14 protein-coding genes are annotated in these 14,409 nt (G+C 67.2%); 7 read left to right on the top strand and 7 right to left on the bottom strand.

All coding sequences use genetic code 11. From position 1 onward, the window contains the following. Window positions 1-17 precede the first annotated feature (17 nt). Entirely contained in the window at window positions 18-590 is a 573-nt protein-coding gene (locus EDF74_RS14455; protein ID WP_123730718.1) for a hypothetical protein, read from the bottom strand. A 265-nt stretch (window positions 591-855) separates the two neighbouring features. On the opposite strand from EDF74_RS14455, the gene cysS reads away from it, so the two are divergent. From cysS to EDF74_RS14440, 3 genes are all read left to right on the top strand, one after another. Continuing rightward, window positions 856-2,223: a cysteine--tRNA ligase gene (cysS, locus tag EDF74_RS14450; RefSeq protein ID WP_123730717.1), complete on the top strand. Its 1,368-nt coding sequence runs from the start codon at window positions 856-858 to the stop codon at window positions 2,221-2,223. Between the two features lie 149 nt (window positions 2,224-2,372). Then, complete coding sequence (locus EDF74_RS14445; RefSeq protein WP_123730716.1) at window positions 2,373-2,813, top strand: SufE family protein; 441 nt, start codon at window positions 2,373-2,375, stop codon at window positions 2,811-2,813. Continuing rightward, the gene (locus tag EDF74_RS14440) at window positions 2,810-4,063 is read left to right on the top strand and encodes an MFS transporter (RefSeq protein ID WP_123730715.1); all 1,254 of its coding nucleotides are present in this window, start codon (window positions 2,810-2,812) and stop codon (window positions 4,061-4,063) included. The genes EDF74_RS14445 and EDF74_RS14440 overlap by 4 nt, the downstream gene beginning before the upstream one ends. Window positions 4,064-4,962: 899 nt before the next feature. Here EDF74_RS14440 and dksA read toward each other — a convergent pair. After that, window positions 4,963-6,000 (bottom strand): RNA polymerase-binding protein DksA, encoded by a 1,038-nt coding sequence (gene dksA / locus EDF74_RS14435; protein ID WP_428999174.1) that lies wholly within the window; start codon window positions 5,998-6,000, stop codon window positions 4,963-4,965. 506 nt (window positions 6,001-6,506) lie between these two features. Here dksA and yidD point away from each other — a divergent pair. From yidD to EDF74_RS14420, 3 genes are read left to right on the top strand one after another with little or no spacing between them, the layout of a single operon-like run. Beyond that, complete coding sequence (gene yidD / locus EDF74_RS14430; RefSeq protein ID WP_121038212.1) at window positions 6,507-6,764, top strand: membrane protein insertion efficiency factor YidD; 258 nt, start codon at window positions 6,507-6,509, stop codon at window positions 6,762-6,764. After that, the gene (locus EDF74_RS14425; RefSeq protein WP_123730713.1) at window positions 6,765-8,111 is read left to right on the top strand and encodes a dihydroorotase; all 1,347 of its coding nucleotides are present in this window, start codon (window positions 6,765-6,767) and stop codon (window positions 8,109-8,111) included. Then, window positions 8,111-8,956, top strand: a complete 846-nt coding sequence (locus EDF74_RS14420; protein WP_184997249.1) for a M23 family metallopeptidase — start codon at window positions 8,111-8,113, stop codon at window positions 8,954-8,956. The genes EDF74_RS14425 and EDF74_RS14420 overlap by 1 nt, the downstream gene beginning before the upstream one ends. Before the next feature lie 31 nt (window positions 8,957-8,987). Here EDF74_RS14420 and EDF74_RS14415 read toward each other — a convergent pair whose 3' ends face one another. The 5 genes from EDF74_RS14415 to efp form a co-directional block, all read right to left on the bottom strand. Next, window positions 8,988-9,695 (bottom strand): squalene/phytoene synthase family protein, encoded by a 708-nt coding sequence (locus EDF74_RS14415; RefSeq protein ID WP_123730711.1) that lies wholly within the window; start codon window positions 9,693-9,695, stop codon window positions 8,988-8,990. 18 nt (window positions 9,696-9,713) lie between these two features. Beyond that, window positions 9,714-10,397, bottom strand: coding sequence for a phosphoglycolate phosphatase (locus tag EDF74_RS14410; protein WP_123730710.1), 684 nt, complete (start codon window positions 10,395-10,397; stop codon window positions 9,714-9,716). Next, window positions 10,390-11,121 carry a bifunctional 2-polyprenyl-6-hydroxyphenol methylase/3-demethylubiquinol 3-O-methyltransferase UbiG gene (ubiG, locus tag EDF74_RS14405; RefSeq protein ID WP_121038225.1) on the bottom strand — a complete coding sequence of 244 codons (732 nt, stop codon included), beginning with the start codon at window positions 11,119-11,121 and terminating at the stop codon, window positions 10,390-10,392. Before ubiG ends, EDF74_RS14410 begins: the two co-directional genes overlap by 8 nt. A gap of 16 nt (window positions 11,122-11,137) precedes the next feature. Next, window positions 11,138-12,481, bottom strand: a complete 1,344-nt coding sequence (locus EDF74_RS14400) for a TRZ/ATZ family hydrolase (protein ID WP_123730709.1) — start codon at window positions 12,479-12,481, stop codon at window positions 11,138-11,140. 226 nt (window positions 12,482-12,707) lie between these two features. Next, entirely contained in the window at window positions 12,708-13,277 is a 570-nt protein-coding gene (gene efp / locus EDF74_RS14395) for an elongation factor P (RefSeq protein ID WP_123730708.1), read from the bottom strand. Window positions 13,278-13,403: 126 nt separating this feature from the next. On the opposite strand from efp, the gene epmB reads away from it, so the two are divergent. Beyond that, window positions 13,404-14,408, top strand: coding sequence for an EF-P beta-lysylation protein EpmB (gene epmB / locus EDF74_RS14390; protein ID WP_123730707.1), 1,005 nt, complete (start codon window positions 13,404-13,406; stop codon window positions 14,406-14,408). The last annotated feature ends 1 nt before the right edge of the window (window position 14,409 follow it).

The following is a 14,409-nucleotide window of genomic DNA, read 5'->3' as shown; positions in this document are numbered from 1 at the left end:
CGAGGCGACGGAAGGTGTCACGGGTTGGCGCCACCGGCCTGCTCGTTGCCCACCCAAGGGGTGATCGAGACCCGGATCTTGAGCCGGTTGCCCGGGTCTTCCGGCAGGCGGGAGCGGTACTTGGTGCCCTTGTAGACATAGTCCACGTCATAAGCGATCGGGCGGCGGAACTCGCGGCCGACCGGGATGATCTTGCAATCGCGGGTCAGCAGCGGCCCGGTGTTGGCCGGCGGCTTCTCGACCACGACGGTCTCCTGATAGGCGCTCTCGTCGGTGCTGCCATCCTCCCGGCGGAAGATCGAGCGCACCGAATCCATGAAACGGCCGAAGCGGCCTTTGTCTTCCTGCGGCTCCTCGCCGGTGACGTTAACCGGTGCCAGGGTGCGGGTGGAGACCGGCTCGCAGTGTTCCTCGGTGCGGGTCGCCCGCAGGGTCTGGAAGATGGGTTCCACGTTGAGCACCTGGGCGTAGTCGAACTTCACGTTCTCCACGATCACGACCCGGTTGCGCACCTCACTGTCCTGGGCGCACGCCCCGAAGGCGGCACTTCCGAGCACGCAGACCAGCGTCAACAACGAAGCGGATTTCATTGGCAACAGGGAAAAGGACAAGGGGGATAGTGTAGGCAGTGGCAGGCACAAGGGGCTGAACATTACCCGTCCGTGACGTTTCTGCCCATAGTCCGGACCGGGCCGCCGGCCGGAAGCCCGCAACGGCGGGCCTGTTGCCCCGAGCGCCACAGGTGTACCGGTGTCGTTTCAGTCAGATACCCGCCGACAGCCCCGCCCCGGCCACATCCCCCCAAAGCCCCCGACACGTTCTAAAATCGACCGCTTATCCCCGCCCCAGACCCTCATGACCCTGCGCCTGCACAACAACCTGACACGCCAGCTCGAACCGTTCACTCCGCTCGATCCGACCTGTCCGACCCTGTATGTGTGTGGCCCCACGGTCTACAACTACGTCCACATCGGCAATGCCCGTGGGCCGGTGGTGTTCGGGGTCTTGGCCGATCTGCTGCGGCGCCGCTTCGGCGGCCTGCGCTATGCCCGCAACATCACCGACGTGGATGACAAGATCAACACGGCCGCACGCGAGCAGCAGGTCCCGATCAGCACCATCACCGACCGCTTCGCCGCCGCCTACCGCGAGGATATGGCCGCGCTGGGCGTGGTGCCGCCGGATATCGAGCCGGAAGCCACCGCGCACATCCCGCACATCGTCACCATGATCGAGCAGCTGATCGCCAACGGGCACGCCTATGCGGCCGAAGGCCACGTGATGTTCTCGGTGAGCTCCTACGCCGACTACGGCAAGCTCTCGCGCCGTGACCCGGACGAGATGCTGGCCGGTGCGCGCGTGGATGTCGCCCCGTACAAGCGCGACCCGGGCGATTTCGTGCTGTGGAAGCCGTCCAGCGACGATCTGCCGGGCTGGGCATCGCCCTGGGGCCGTGGCCGCCCGGGCTGGCACATCGAGTGCTCGGCGATGGCTGCCGCGCACCTGGGGCCGACCATCGATATCCATGCCGGTGGCGTGGACCTGCAGTTCCCGCACCACGAGAACGAGATCGCCCAGAGCGAGTGCGCACATGGCGGGCAGACCTTCGCCCGGTTCTGGCTGCACAACGGCATGCTCAACTTCGGCGGCGCCAAGATGAGCAAGTCGATCGGCAACATCGAGCGCGTGCACGATCTGGTCCGCCAGCATGCCCCCGAGGCGCTGCGCTATGCGCTGCTGTCGGCCCACTACCGGCAGCCGCTGGACTGGTCCGATGCGCTGATCGAGCAGTCGGTACGCACCCTGGACCGGCTGTACGGCACCCTGCGCGACCTGGTCGAGGTGGAGGCCACCGCCCTGATTCCGGCCGAGATCGAGGCCGCGCTGGATGACGACCTCAATACGCCGCAGGCGCTGGCCGAACTGGCCCGTATCGCCGGTGAGGCACGCAAGGCTGCCGACGCCGACAAGGCGCACTGGAAGTCCGCGCTGCTCGGTGCCGGCCTGGCGCTGGGCCTGCTGCAACAGGATCCCGCGGCCTGGTTTGGCACCGCAGGCGGCAACGACGACGATGCGGCCATCCAGGCCCTGATCGACGAACGCGCCGCTGCCAAGCAGGCCCGCGACTTCGCCCGCGCCGATGCGATCCGCGACCAGTTGGCCGCCGAGGGCATCGTGCTGGAAGACACCGCTCAAGGCGTGCGCTGGTCGCGCAAGCGCTGAAAGACCGCCCGGCTGACCGTCGGGCGCTACCCGACACCGCCCGATCCACTGGGCATTGCCATGACATCGCCCCGGCCACGGACGGCCAGGCTGCCTCCCCCGCAATTGCACGGTCACCCACGGACGGCGAACACCGACCCGGAGCCCCCATGACCCCCACCTCCCCGTTCCCGCTCGAACCCACCGCTGCTGAAGCCCAGGCCGCCATCGCCGAGGAATTCGCCTTCTTCGGTGACTGGTCCGAGCGCTACCAGTACCTGATCGACCTCGGCCGCAAACTGCCCACCTTCCCGGAGGAGTGGAAAACCGAGGAGCACCGCCTGCTCGGCTGCCAGTCCATGGTCTGGATCGTGCCGGACGGCAATGCCGAGGCGCTGCGTTTCCACGCCATCAGTGATTCGGCGATCGTCTCCGGGCTGATCTACCTGGCCCTGCGCGTGTACTCGGGCCGTTCGGCGGCCGAGATCCTGGGCACCGAGCCGAGCTACATCCAGGACATCGGGCTGTCGCGCCACCTTTCGCCGACCCGCAGCAACGGCGTGGCGGCGATGCTGGCCTTCATCCGCGACACCGCCCAAGCGCAGTCGTGACGCTCTCCGCCGATCCGCAGGAGCCGGACAGCGCCCTGCAGCTGCTGGCCCGCCCGGGCTTTTCGCTGGTGCTGGCGTACCGCATCTTCGCGATGCTCTCCTACCAGATCGTTGCGGTGACGGTCGGCTGGCATATCTACGAAGTCACCCGCAATCCGTTCTCGCTGGGCCTGGTCGGCCTGGCCGAGGTGCTCCCGTTCTTCTGCGTGGCGCCGTTCGCCGGCTATCTGGTCGACCACCTGCCCCGCCGCCGGCTGGGCATGGTCGCCTGCAGCGGGCTGGTGATGACCGCATTGGTGCTGACCGCCGTCGCCCAGGGCTGGCTGCCGTTCCACGGGGTGTGGCCGATCTATGCGGCGATCGCACTGACCGGCATGGTCCGCGCGTTCCTCTCGCCGATCTACAACGCACTGTTCGCCCGCGTGCTGGAGCGCACGCAGTACGCGCGTGGCGCGGGACTGGGCGCGGTGGTCTTCCAGACCGGCATGGTGGTCGGCCCGGCACTGGGCGGCGCACTGGTGGCGTGGGGCGGCAAGGGCGTGGCCTATGGCGTGGCGGTAGGCGTGTCGCTCATCGCGCTGGGTTGCCTGGCGGCGCTGCGCGTCTCCGAGCCGGTGCACACCGGTCCGGCGGCGCCGATCTTCAAGAGCATCGCCGAGGGTGGCCGTTTCGTGCTGGGCAACAGGATCATGGTCGGGGCGATGGCGCTGGACATGTTCTCGGTGTTGCTCGGCGGGGTGGTGGCGATGCTGCCGGCCTTCCTGCACGAAATCCTGCACCATGGGCCGGAGGGGCTGGGCGTGCTGCGCGCGGCGCCGGCGCTGGGCTCGGTGTGCGTGGGGCTGTGGTTGGCGCGTCGGCCGCTGCAGCGCAATGCGGGGCGTGTGCTGTTGTTCGCGGTGGCCGGGTTTGGTCTGTGCGTGATCGGTTTCGGGCTGTCGTCGAATTTCTGGCTGTCGGCGGCAATCCTGTTGTTCTACGGTGCGTTCGACGGTGTGTCGGTGGTGGTGCGTTCGACGATTCTGCAGTTGGCGACGCCGGAGGAGATGCGTGGTCGGGTGTCGTCGATCAATGGCATTTTCATCAGTTCGTCCAATGAGCTGGGTGCGTTCTATGCGGGCACGATGGCCAAGCTGTTGGGGCTGGTCCCGGCGGTGGTGCTGGGTGGCTTTGCGGTGTTGAGCGTGGCGGGCATTACGGCCTGGAAGAATCCGACGCTGCGGCGGTTGAATCTGCGCGATCTGCATTGATGGATTTCCTGCCTGGCTGATCGGCTGATCAGCTGATCAGTTGGTTGGCCGTTTGGCCGTTTGGCCCGTTGGCCGATTGGCTGGCGCTGCGCGGTTGGGTTGCCGGGGCTGTGAGTCGGCGCCTGCTTATGCCTGGGGTTGGGCGGCCGGGCAGCGCAGTGCAGGACCCGCCGTGAACCCATCCATGGGGGCTCGTAGTGCGGCATCCATGCCGCACACGGTCCTTCACTGCGCTACCCGTCCGCCCATGGACAGTGAGTTGCTTGCGCGGGATTAACGGCGAAGAGCAAACGGCGAACAGCGAACAGCAGATAGCTGACGTCTCACGGCTTATCACTCACGGCGTACGGCGCCGGTTGTTGGCTATTGGCTTCTGGCCGGTGGCGTACGGCATACCGGTTGCCGCTTATGACTTCGGCAGTGCTACGGCGTCGGTGTCGGTTTACGGCGTCGGCTGAAAATGGACTGCGGACTGCGGACCGCACAATTTGTGGCGTGCCCGGCACGCCTGTAGATCCACGCCATGCGTGGATGCCGCGCAAAGCGCGGGACACGTATCCGGACCAGCACCCGGCATGTCCCGACGATCCAGCCAGCGCTTGCAGCCGGCCGAAATAGTATCAGAAGCGGGAGTGCCAGCCCTTCCAACCGCCCACCCATGAACCTGTCAGGAGTGGGTCGGGCAGCCCTGGCCGGGACCGTAGTGCGCCATGGATGGCGCACTACGAGCCCCCATGGATGGGTTCACGGCGGGTCCCGGACAGGGCTGCCCGACCCACTCCAAGCACGAGGCATCAAGGCGCCAGCGCCCTGCACGAACGACCAAACCAAAAGCGAACAGCCAAAAAAAACCCGGCCGAAGCCGGATTTTTCGTAGAACAGCACAAGCAACAGCGCGATCAGTCGCCCTGCTGCTTCTGCAGATGCTCCCAACGCTCCTGCGCATCGATCGTGCGCTCAGCGGTCAGGCGGGCTTCCAGACGATCCAGGCCAATCTCTTCGCCCGTATCCACACAGAAACCGTAATCGCCATCTTCCAGACGCTTCAGCGTGCTGTTGATCTTGCCGATCAGCTTGCGATAACGATCGCGGGTACGCAGTTCCAGCGAGTTCTCGGTCTCGCGGGTGGCGCGCTCGGCCTCATCGCCGATATCACGCACTTCTTCCTGCAGATTCGCGATGGTCTGCTTGGATTCCTCCACCAGATCATTGCGCCAGTGCTGCAGGCGCTGGCGGAAATACTCCAGCTGCAGCGGGCTCATGTATTCCTCTTCCGCGCTCGGCTTGTAACCGTCGGGCAGGATCGGACGACCGGTGGCTTCGTCAGTCTTGTATTCCACCACCTTGACCTTGGTGCGCGGTGCCGGGGCGGACGAGCGCGCTGCCACGGCAACGGCGACCTTGCCGACCGGACGCGACACGGGCTTGGGGGCGGACTCGGACTTGGCGGGGGTTTTTGCAGGCGATTTCGAAACGGGCACGGGATTCTTGTTTTGCGGGGCCTTGGAGGCGGGGGCCGCTGCGACCGGCGCCGGCGCGGAGGCCGGAGAGGTAACAGGTTTGGCCGCGCTCTTGGCCGGGACAGACTTGGCCGGGGCCGGCGATGCCGGCTTCGGTGCGGACTTCACTACAGGTGCTGCAACCGGCTTGGTGGCCGGCTTGGGTGCCACGGGCTTGCTGGCGGTCTTGCTGGCCTTGGCCGGCGTGGCCGGTGCCTGCTTGACTGCGGTCTTCTTCGCCGGTGCCGGCTTGGCCGCCGGTTTGGCGACAGCAGGCGTCACGGTCTTCTTGGCTGCCGTCTTGCTGGCAGCGGCTTTCCTGACGGGCGCCTTGCTCACCGGCTTGCCTGCCGCGCGCTTGGCGGGCGTGGCAACCGGCTTGGCGACCGTCGACTTCTTGGCAACGACCTTCTTGGCGACGGTCTTCTTGGCCACCACCGTCTTGGCAGCAGGCTTCTTGGCGACAGCCTTCTTGACGGTCTTGGCCGGCGACGTGCTGGCCGCCTTTTTAACGGGTGCCGTCCTGGCCGCCGGTTGTTTGGATGCAGGCTTGCCAGCCGGCTTGGCGGCCGGCTTTTTGGCAACGGACTTGGCCGCCAACTTCTTTACAACAGGCTTGGCGGTTTTCTTGGCGGCCTTGACGGCCTTCTTTGCAGTTTTTTTAGCAGCCACGAAACGCTCTTCCTTGGATTCCCCGGGGCCCGGGAAAGCGGGCCTTTATAGCCTACCCGACCAGCAGCAGCAACCACACCGCCTACTCCGTTCAGCCCCGGAGTCGCAAGGCGTGCGACCGGCCCGCCTGGCAGGCGGGCCAACGTGCGCAGTTCGGTACCTGACCCGGCGACACCGCCGGGGCGGCCCGTCGCGCGCGTGGGTGCGGACGGGTCCAACGCCCCATCCTGCGACAAATGCGCCCTTCATGCCAACTGGAATAAGATCGGGGGGTGATCTCACGCCTGCTCATCGCCCTGCTGCGCTTCTACAAGCGCTTCATCAGCCCGCTGCTGGGGCCGCGTTGCCGCTTCATGCCCAGCTGTTCTGAATACGCCATGCAAGCCATCGCCACCCATGGCCCCGCGCGCGGCAGCTGGCTGGCCGCGCGCCGGCTGGGCCGCTGCCATCCCTTCCATCCCGGTGGCATCGACGAGGTGCCACCGCGCGCCGCGCACGACGCCACCTGCCGCTGCACAGGAAAACACTGAATGTCCTCCACGCTCATCGTCAACGCCCGCCTGGTCAACGAAGGCATCATCACCCAGGGTGACCTGCGCATCGAAGATGGCCGCATCGCGCAGATCGGTCCCGGCCTGGAGGCCCGCCCCGGCGAAACCGTGGTCGACGCCGCCGGCCGCTGGCTGCTGCCGGGCATGATCGACGACCAGGTCCATTTCCGTGAGCCCGGCTTGACCCACAAGGGCGACATCGCGACCGAATCGGCCGCGGCCGTCGCCGGGGGCCTGACCAGCTTCATGGACATGCCCAACACCAACCCGCCCACGCTCAACGCCGAGATCCTGCAGTCCAAATACGATGCCGCCGCCGGCCGCGCACGCGCCAACTACGGCTTCTACATGGGCGCCAGCAACGACAACCTGGCCCACATCCAGTCGCTGGATCCCAAGACCGCGCCGGGCATCAAGGTGTTCATGGGTGCCTCCACCGGCAACATGCTGGTCGACAACCCGGAAACGCTCGACGCGATCTTCCGCGACGCGCCCACGCCGATCATCACGCACTGCGAAGACACGCCGATGATCGATGCCAAGGCCAAGGAGTACGCCGAAAAGTACGGCGATTCCCTGAGTGCCGAACAGCACCCGGACATCCGCTCGCGCGAGGCCTGCCTGAAGTCGTCCGAGCTGGCCGTCTCGCTGGCGAAGAAGCACGGGACCCGCCTGCATGTGCTGCACATCTCCACCGCCGATGAGCTGGCCCTGTTCGAGCGCGGCCCGCTGATCCGCGCCGATGGCAGCCGCAAGCAGATCACCGCCGAGACCTGCATCCACTTCCTGCGTTTCGACCGCAGCGATTACGCGCGGTTGGGCAACCTGATCAAGTGCAACCCGGCGATCAAGGAAGCCAGCGACCGCGAAGCGCTGACCCGCGCCGTGGCCGATGACGTGATCGACGTACTCGCCACCGATCATGCGCCGCACACCTGGGAAGAAAAACAGAAGCCCTATGCACAGGCGCCGTCCGGCCTGCCGCTGGTGCAGTACGCGCTGGTCGCCGCGCTGGAACTGGTGCACGAAGGCAAGCTGGAGATCACCCAGGTCGTGCAGAAGTTCGCGCACGCGCCGGCGCAGCTGTTCGACGTCAGTCAGCGTGGCTACCTGCGCGAAGGCTACTTCGCCGATCTGGTGCTGGTCGAAGATGTGCCCTTCACCGTCAAGCGCGAAGACGTGCTGTCCAAGTGCGGCTGGTCGCCGTTTGAGGGCACCACCTTCCGTTCGCGCATCGCCTCGACCTGGGTCAACGGGCAGCTGGCGTGGGATGGCGAGAAGCTGGTGGGTTCGCCGAACGGCCAGCGCATGAGCTTCGACCGCTGATGCGGGCACGGGTGTTGAGCGCGGCCCTGGCGGCCGCAGGCGTCGTGGCGATGGGCAGTCTACTGCCCTCGCCCGCCGTGGCCCAGGCCGATGCGCGCGTGGTGTTTCCGGCCAGCGCCTCGCAGGGCGCGATGGTGATCGGCAAGGTGCCGGCCGGCAGCGTCGTGAAGTACGGCGGCCGCACCCTGCGCGTGAGCGGGTACGGCAGCGTGGTGTTCGGTATCGGCCGCGATGAGAAAGGTCCGCTGCAGGTGCAGGTGACGCGCCCGGACGGCGGCAGTGAAACGGTCAGTGTCGCGGTCACCCCGCGCGACTGGCCGACCGAGCGCGTCAACGGCGTGCCGCCGAAGACGGTCAATCCGCCGCCGGCGATTGCCGAGCGGATCAAGCGTGAGCAGGCGCAGGTCACCGCCGCGCGTGCCCGCGATGACAATCGCGCCGACTTCGCACAGGCCTTCATCTGGCCGGTGCAGGGCCGCATCAGCGGACGCTTCGGCAATGCGCGCGTCTATAACGGCCAACCCGGTTCGGGCCACTCCGGCATGGACATCGCGGTGCCCACCGGCACCCCGGTGAAGGCACCGGCGGCAGGGGTGGTCACCTTCGCGGGCCCGGACCTGTATCTGACCGGCGGCACGCTGCTGCTGGATCACGGCTTCGGGATCAGTTCGAATTTCCTGCACCTGTCGCGCATCGACGTGAACGTCGGCGACCGCGTCGAGCAGGGTCAGGTGATCGCCGCTGTCGGGGCGACCGGTCGCGCGACCGGCCCGCATCTGCACTGGGGCATGAACTGGTTCGATACCCGCATCGACCCGCTGCTGGTGCTGGAACGCGGCAAGTAACGGAGTGCCGGCCGCTGGCCGGCACGCACGCTCAGCCTCGCGCAGCCCACCAGGTAAGCCACAGCGTCCGCATCGGCGTGGCCTGGTACTGGCGGTCCTGAGCCCAGGTCTGCTGGCGGGCACGGGCCAGCGCAGCGTACAGGCGGCGCGGACGCGGGCCGGCAACCCGGGCCGGCCACTTGGCCAGCAGCTGCTGCGCCCACCGGCCCGGCGCGGCAGTGTCATCCTCGGCCAGCAGCGAACGCGGAATCGCCGCGACGCCACTCTCATGCAGGCGCTGGGCCAGGGTCTGCACCAGCACCGGGGTGGCGACATCGCCACGCGCCGGGGTATCGAACATCACCGCCTCGACCGCGGCCACAGCGGCCGCATACGCCTGCAGCGAGCGCAGCGCCTGCGCCGGATCGACCGGCACCGCACGCGCTTCGATCAGATCCGGCAGCGTCTCGGCCAGCTGCGCCCACGGCGCGCGCACCGGCTCGAGCACGCGGCCCAGCGGATGGCGCGAGCGCTGTGCGGACCAGCTGCGCAGCTCTTCGCCCCACCACGCCAGTTTGGCATCGGAGGGCATCGGGTCGCCGGCAGTATTGAGGATGTCGTCGAACTCCTGCAGCAGCGAGAACCACGCCACCACCAGGGTGCGCTGGTTCTCGGGCACGAAGCGTTCGGCCACCTGCCACTCGGGCCAACGGGTCCGCCACTTGTCCAGGAAACTGTCCAGGGCGCTGGGAGTACTCACGGTGTATTCCTTGAAAGGCTAGAGCGTGCGCGGAAGCGGCCACGCCTTGGCATGTTGCAGGTGTTCGGGACGTGCGGTCAGCGTATCGGCGCCCCAGGCCATGGGATCGTCGGCATCGAGCCGATAGCCCCACAGCGCGGCGACCGAGGCCATGCCCGCGGCGTTGGCGGCGACGATGTCGCGCTCGTCATCGCCCACGTAGATGCAGGTGCCCGGGGCGATCCCCATGCGCTCGGCGGCGGCCAACAGCGGCAGTGGATGCGGCTTGCGCTGGGCCAGGGTGTCGCCGCCGATCAGCACCTTGCAGCGCTGTTCCCAGCCCAGCTGCGGCACGATCAGCCGGGCCAGATACTCGGGCTTGTTGGTGACGATGCCCCACGCGCAGCCGGCCGCATCGAGCGCGTCGAGCATGCCGGCGATGCCATCGAACAGCACGGCATGCTGGCCGATCAGGCCTTCGTAGCGCGCCAGGAACTCCGGCACCAGCGCATCACGCTCGGCCTGCCCCAACTCGGGAAACGCTACCGAGACCATCGCACGCGAGCCTTTGGAGACCACCGGGCGCAGCGCGCCCAGGGTGATCGGCGCGCGCCCGCGCGCGGCCAGCATCGCGTTGGCGGTGGCCAGCATGTCCGGTGCGCTGTCCAGCAGGGTGCCGTCCAGATCGAACAGCACCGCCGGCGGGAAACTGAACTCAGACACGTGCCGCGTCGTCCGGCTTGACCGCGTGGGCCAGGTAATTGATGTCGGTGCGCGTGCTCAGGCGGGCACGGTTGCGCCACGGCTCATAGGCCATGCCACTGACATCGCGCAGGTTGAAATCAGCCTCACGCAGCCACTTGCCCAGCTCGGCCGGCTTGATGAAATCCTGGTAGTGGTGCGTGCCCTTGGGCAGCAGCCGCGCCACGTATTCGGCACCGACGATCGCCACGGCGAACGCGGCCGGGGTGCGGTTCACGGTCGACAGGAACAGCTGGCCGCCCGGCTTGAGCAGACGGTGGCAGGCGGCGATGATCGCGCCCGGGTCCGGCACATGCTCGAGCATTTCCATGCAGGTCACCACATCGAAGCTGCCCGGCTGTTCGGCGGCCAGGTCTTCCGCGGCCTGCACGCGGTAGTCGACCGTGACGCCCGACTCCAGCCCGTGCAGGCGGGCGACCTTGACCAGTTCCGGGGCCAGGTCGATCGCGGTGACGTCCGCGCCTTCCTTGGCCAGCGCTTCGCTGAGCAGGCCGCCACCGCAGCCGATATCAAGTACGCGGGCGCCGCGCAGGGTGACGCGCTGGGCGACGTACTGCAGGCGCACCGGGTTCAACGCATGCAGCGGCTTCTGCGGGCCATCGACGTCCCACCAGCGGTTGGCGAGCGCGGCGAACTTGTCCAGTTCGGCCTGATCGAAATTGGTGGAAGCATGGGGGGTGTTCATGGGGATCCTTGATGCATCAAGCACGGATGTGTCGGATACGCTCGCGCCACTGGCGGGCGTTGGCGACGATCGCGGCGGTGTCCATGCCGACCAGTTCGCGCTGGACCAGCTTGGGCTGGCCGGCGATCCAGACATCGCTGACCTGGTGGCGGCCGGCGGCGTAGACAAGCTGCGAGAGCACATGGTGCAGCGGTTGGGTTTCCAGCGCGGAGAGATCCACGCAGACCAGATCGGCCTGCTTGCCGACCTCGATCGAGCCGATACGGTCACCGAAACCCAGCGCGCGTGCGCCGCCCAGGGTGGCCGCACGCAGCGTGGTGGCCGCGTCCAGCGCGGTGGCGTCGTTGGCCACGGCCTTGGCCAGGATCGCCGCGGTGCGGTTCTCGCTGAACATGTCCAGGTCGTTGTTGCTGGCGCAGCCGTCCGTGCCGATCGCCAGGTTCACACCTGCGCGCTGCAGCGCGCAGGCCGGGCAGAACCCGGAGGCCAGCTTGAGGTTGGATTCCGGGCAGTGCACCACGCTGACGCCGCGCTCGGCGCACAGGTGGATTTCGGCTTCGGTCAGCTGGGTCATGTGCACCGCGATCAGGCGGTCGTTGACCAGGCCGAGCCGGTCCAGACGCGCCAGCGGACGCTGGCCATGCAGCTTTATCGAGTCGCTGATTTCCTGCGCGGTTTCATGCGTGTGCAGGTGCACCTGCATGTCCAGCTGGTCGGACAGCATGCGCACGCGTTCGAAGTTCGCGTCGTTGACGGTGTACGGCGCGTGCGGGGCGAACGAGGTGCCGATCAGCGGATCGTTGCGCCACTGGTCGTGAAGCTCGCCGGCCTTGGCGAAGTACTCGTCATCGGTCTTGGCCCAGGCGGTCGGGAAATCGATGATCACCGCACCGACCAGCGCACGGAACCCGTGCTGCTTGTAGACGGCGGCCTGGACGTCGGAGAAGAAGTAGTTTTCGTTGGCGCAGGTGGTACCGCCGCGCAGCATCTCGGCGATCGCCAGGGTGGTGCCGTCGGCCACGAACTCCGGGCCGATCACCGCCGCTTCCACCGGCCAGATGTGCTGCTGCAGCCAGACCATCAGCGGCAGGTCGTCGGCGACGCCCCGCAGCAGGGTCATGGGATTGTGCGTATGCGCGTTGACCAGACCCGGCATCAGTGCCGCGTCCGGGCGGGACACGGTCTGCTTGGGCGCAAAGCGCTCCCGCGCTTGCGCACGCGGCAGGATCGCGATGATCTCACTGCCACGCACGGCCACGGCATGGTCTTCCAGCACCACCGCATGCGGTTCAATCGGGACCACGTAACCGGCTTCGATCAACAGGTCACAGGCTTCGGGAATGCGGGCGGTGTCGGTCATGCGGGCTCACTTTGCTGGAGAAACAGGTCAGCCTACGGCAGGGCCTACCTCGAACCTTCAGAAGACCGGTCCCATGCTGGACGGCTACCGCGATGCTTCTGGAGGACTGGCCCCTGAGTCAGGGGCGGCCGCGAAGCGGCGGGGTGTGGATGCTGGTGAGTTGGGCCCACGATCCGCGGCGCGGATCGTGGGAGCGCCAGCGCGAATGCGCTGCCGCGCACCCGGATTACTTGCCTGCGCGTGCGGAGTATTCGCCCGAGCGGGTGTCGACCTTGATGATTTCATCCTGGTTGACGAACAGCGGCACGCGGACCACGGCGCCGGTTTCCAGGGTGGCCGGCTTGCCGCCGCCGCCCGAGGTGTCGCCACGGACGCCCGGATCGGTTTCGGTGATCTTCAGTTCCACGAAGTTCGGCGGCTGCACGAAGATCGGCTCGCCGTTCCACAGCGTCACGATGCAGACTTCCTCGCCCTTCAGCCACTTGTCAGCACCGCCCATGCCGGCCTTGGTGGCCTGGACCTGCTCGAAGGTTTCCGGGTCCATGAAGTGCCAGAACTCGCCATCGCTGTACATGAAGTCCATGTTGGTATCGACAACATCGGCCTTCTCCACGTCATCGGTCGCCTTCATGGTCATTTCGACCACGCGGCCCGACTTGATGAAGCGGTACTTCATGCGGGTGAAGGCCTGGCCCTTGCCCGGCTTGACGTACTCGGTCTCAGTGATGACGGCCGGTTCGTTGTTGATCAGGATCTTCATCCCGTTCTTGACATCGTTCATGCCAACAGTGGCCATGCTGAAACTCCTGAATGGGCAAACGCCGCGCAGGCGCGGCGAGCCGGATAGAATGGGAAATCCCACCGACACCGGTGGGGTGACTCGATATTTCTGACCCACATGATAACCGCAGGCCCCCATTCCATGCAGCTTTCCGCCACGCCCCTGGCCGCCCCCGTCCGCTGGCAGCAACGGTGGCGCGAGGCGATCCGCGACCCCCGCGAGCTGCTTCGGCAGCTGGGGCTGGATCCGGTGGCACTGGGGGTCTCTGACGAGGCGGCCAGCCAGTTCGCAGTGCGCGTGCCGCAGGGCTTCGCGGCGCGGATGCGCCATGGCGACCGGCATGATCCCCTGCTCCGCCAGGTCCTGCCGATCACCGACGAGCTGAAGGTCGTGCCCGGCTTCAGCCTGGACGCGGTCGGCGATGGCGCGGCCAAGAAGGCCACCGGGGTCATCCAGAAGTACCGTGGCCGTGCCCTGCTGGTCACCACCGGCAGCTGCGCGATCAACTGCCGGTACTGTTTCCGCCGCCATTTCGACTACGGCACCGAGAACGCGGCCCGCGAAGGCTGGCGCGATGCGGTCGATGCGATCGCGCAGGACCCGGACATCGACGAGGTGATCCTGTCCGGCGGCGACCCGCTGTCGCTGGCGACCCACAAGCTGGTGGAGCTGACCCAGGCCCTCAAGCAGATTCCGCACCTGCGCCGCCTGCGCATCCACAGCCGTCTGCCCGTGGTCCTGCCCGAGCGCGTGGATGAGGAGCTGGTGCAGTGGATCGCCTTGCTGCCGTGGCCGGTGGCGTTCGTGATCCATGCCAACCACGCCAACGAATTCGATGCGACCGTGGACGCTGCGATGGCGCGCCTGCGCGCGGCCGGCGCCACCCTGCTCAACCAGGCCGTGCTGCTGCGCGGGGTCAACGATTCGATCGAGGCGCTGCAGGCGTTGAGCGAGCGCAGTTTCGCGGCGGGCGTACTGCCCTATTACCTGTATCAGGTGGACCGGGTCGAAGGTGTCGCCCATTTCGAAGTGGCCGACGACACCGCCAAGGACCTGCATGCACAGCTGACCGCACGCCTGTCCGGCTACCTGGTCCCCAAGCTGGTCCGCGAGATCTCCGGCGACAGCAGTAAGCGCCCGGTCTAGC

Source organism: Stenotrophomonas rhizophila (genome assembly GCF_003751305.1).
GTDB lineage: Bacteria > Pseudomonadota > Gammaproteobacteria > Xanthomonadales > Xanthomonadaceae > Stenotrophomonas > Stenotrophomonas rhizophila_B.
The sequence above is the reverse complement of the archived record's forward strand: the minus strand, read 5'-3'. Positions and strand labels throughout refer to the sequence as shown.

What these genes read in the sequence shown, in the direction of transcription:
- EDF74_RS14455 (WP_123730718.1), bottom strand. Translation starts at nt 590, where the DNA reads ATGAAATCCGCTTCGTTGTTGACGCTGGTCTGCGTGCTCGGAAGTGCC.
- cysS (WP_123730717.1), top strand. Translation starts at nt 856, where the DNA reads ATGACCCTGCGCCTGCACAACAACCTGACACGCCAGCTCGAACCGTTC.
- EDF74_RS14445 (WP_123730716.1), top strand. Translation starts at nt 2,373, where the DNA reads ATGACCCCCACCTCCCCGTTCCCGCTCGAACCCACCGCTGCTGAAGCC.
- EDF74_RS14425 (WP_123730713.1), top strand. Translation starts at nt 6,765, where the DNA reads ATGTCCTCCACGCTCATCGTCAACGCCCGCCTGGTCAACGAAGGCATC.
- EDF74_RS14420 (WP_184997249.1), top strand. Translation starts at nt 8,111, where the DNA reads ATGCGGGCACGGGTGTTGAGCGCGGCCCTGGCGGCCGCAGGCGTCGTG.
- ubiG (WP_121038225.1), bottom strand. Translation starts at nt 11,121, where the DNA reads ATGAACACCCCCCATGCTTCCACCAATTTCGATCAGGCCGAACTGGAC.
- EDF74_RS14400 (WP_123730709.1), bottom strand. Translation starts at nt 12,481, where the DNA reads ATGACCGACACCGCCCGCATTCCCGAAGCCTGTGACCTGTTGATCGAA.
- efp (WP_123730708.1), bottom strand. Translation starts at nt 13,277, where the DNA reads ATGGCCACTGTTGGCATGAACGATGTCAAGAACGGGATGAAGATCCTG.
- epmB (WP_123730707.1), top strand. Translation starts at nt 13,404, where the DNA reads ATGCAGCTTTCCGCCACGCCCCTGGCCGCCCCCGTCCGCTGGCAGCAA.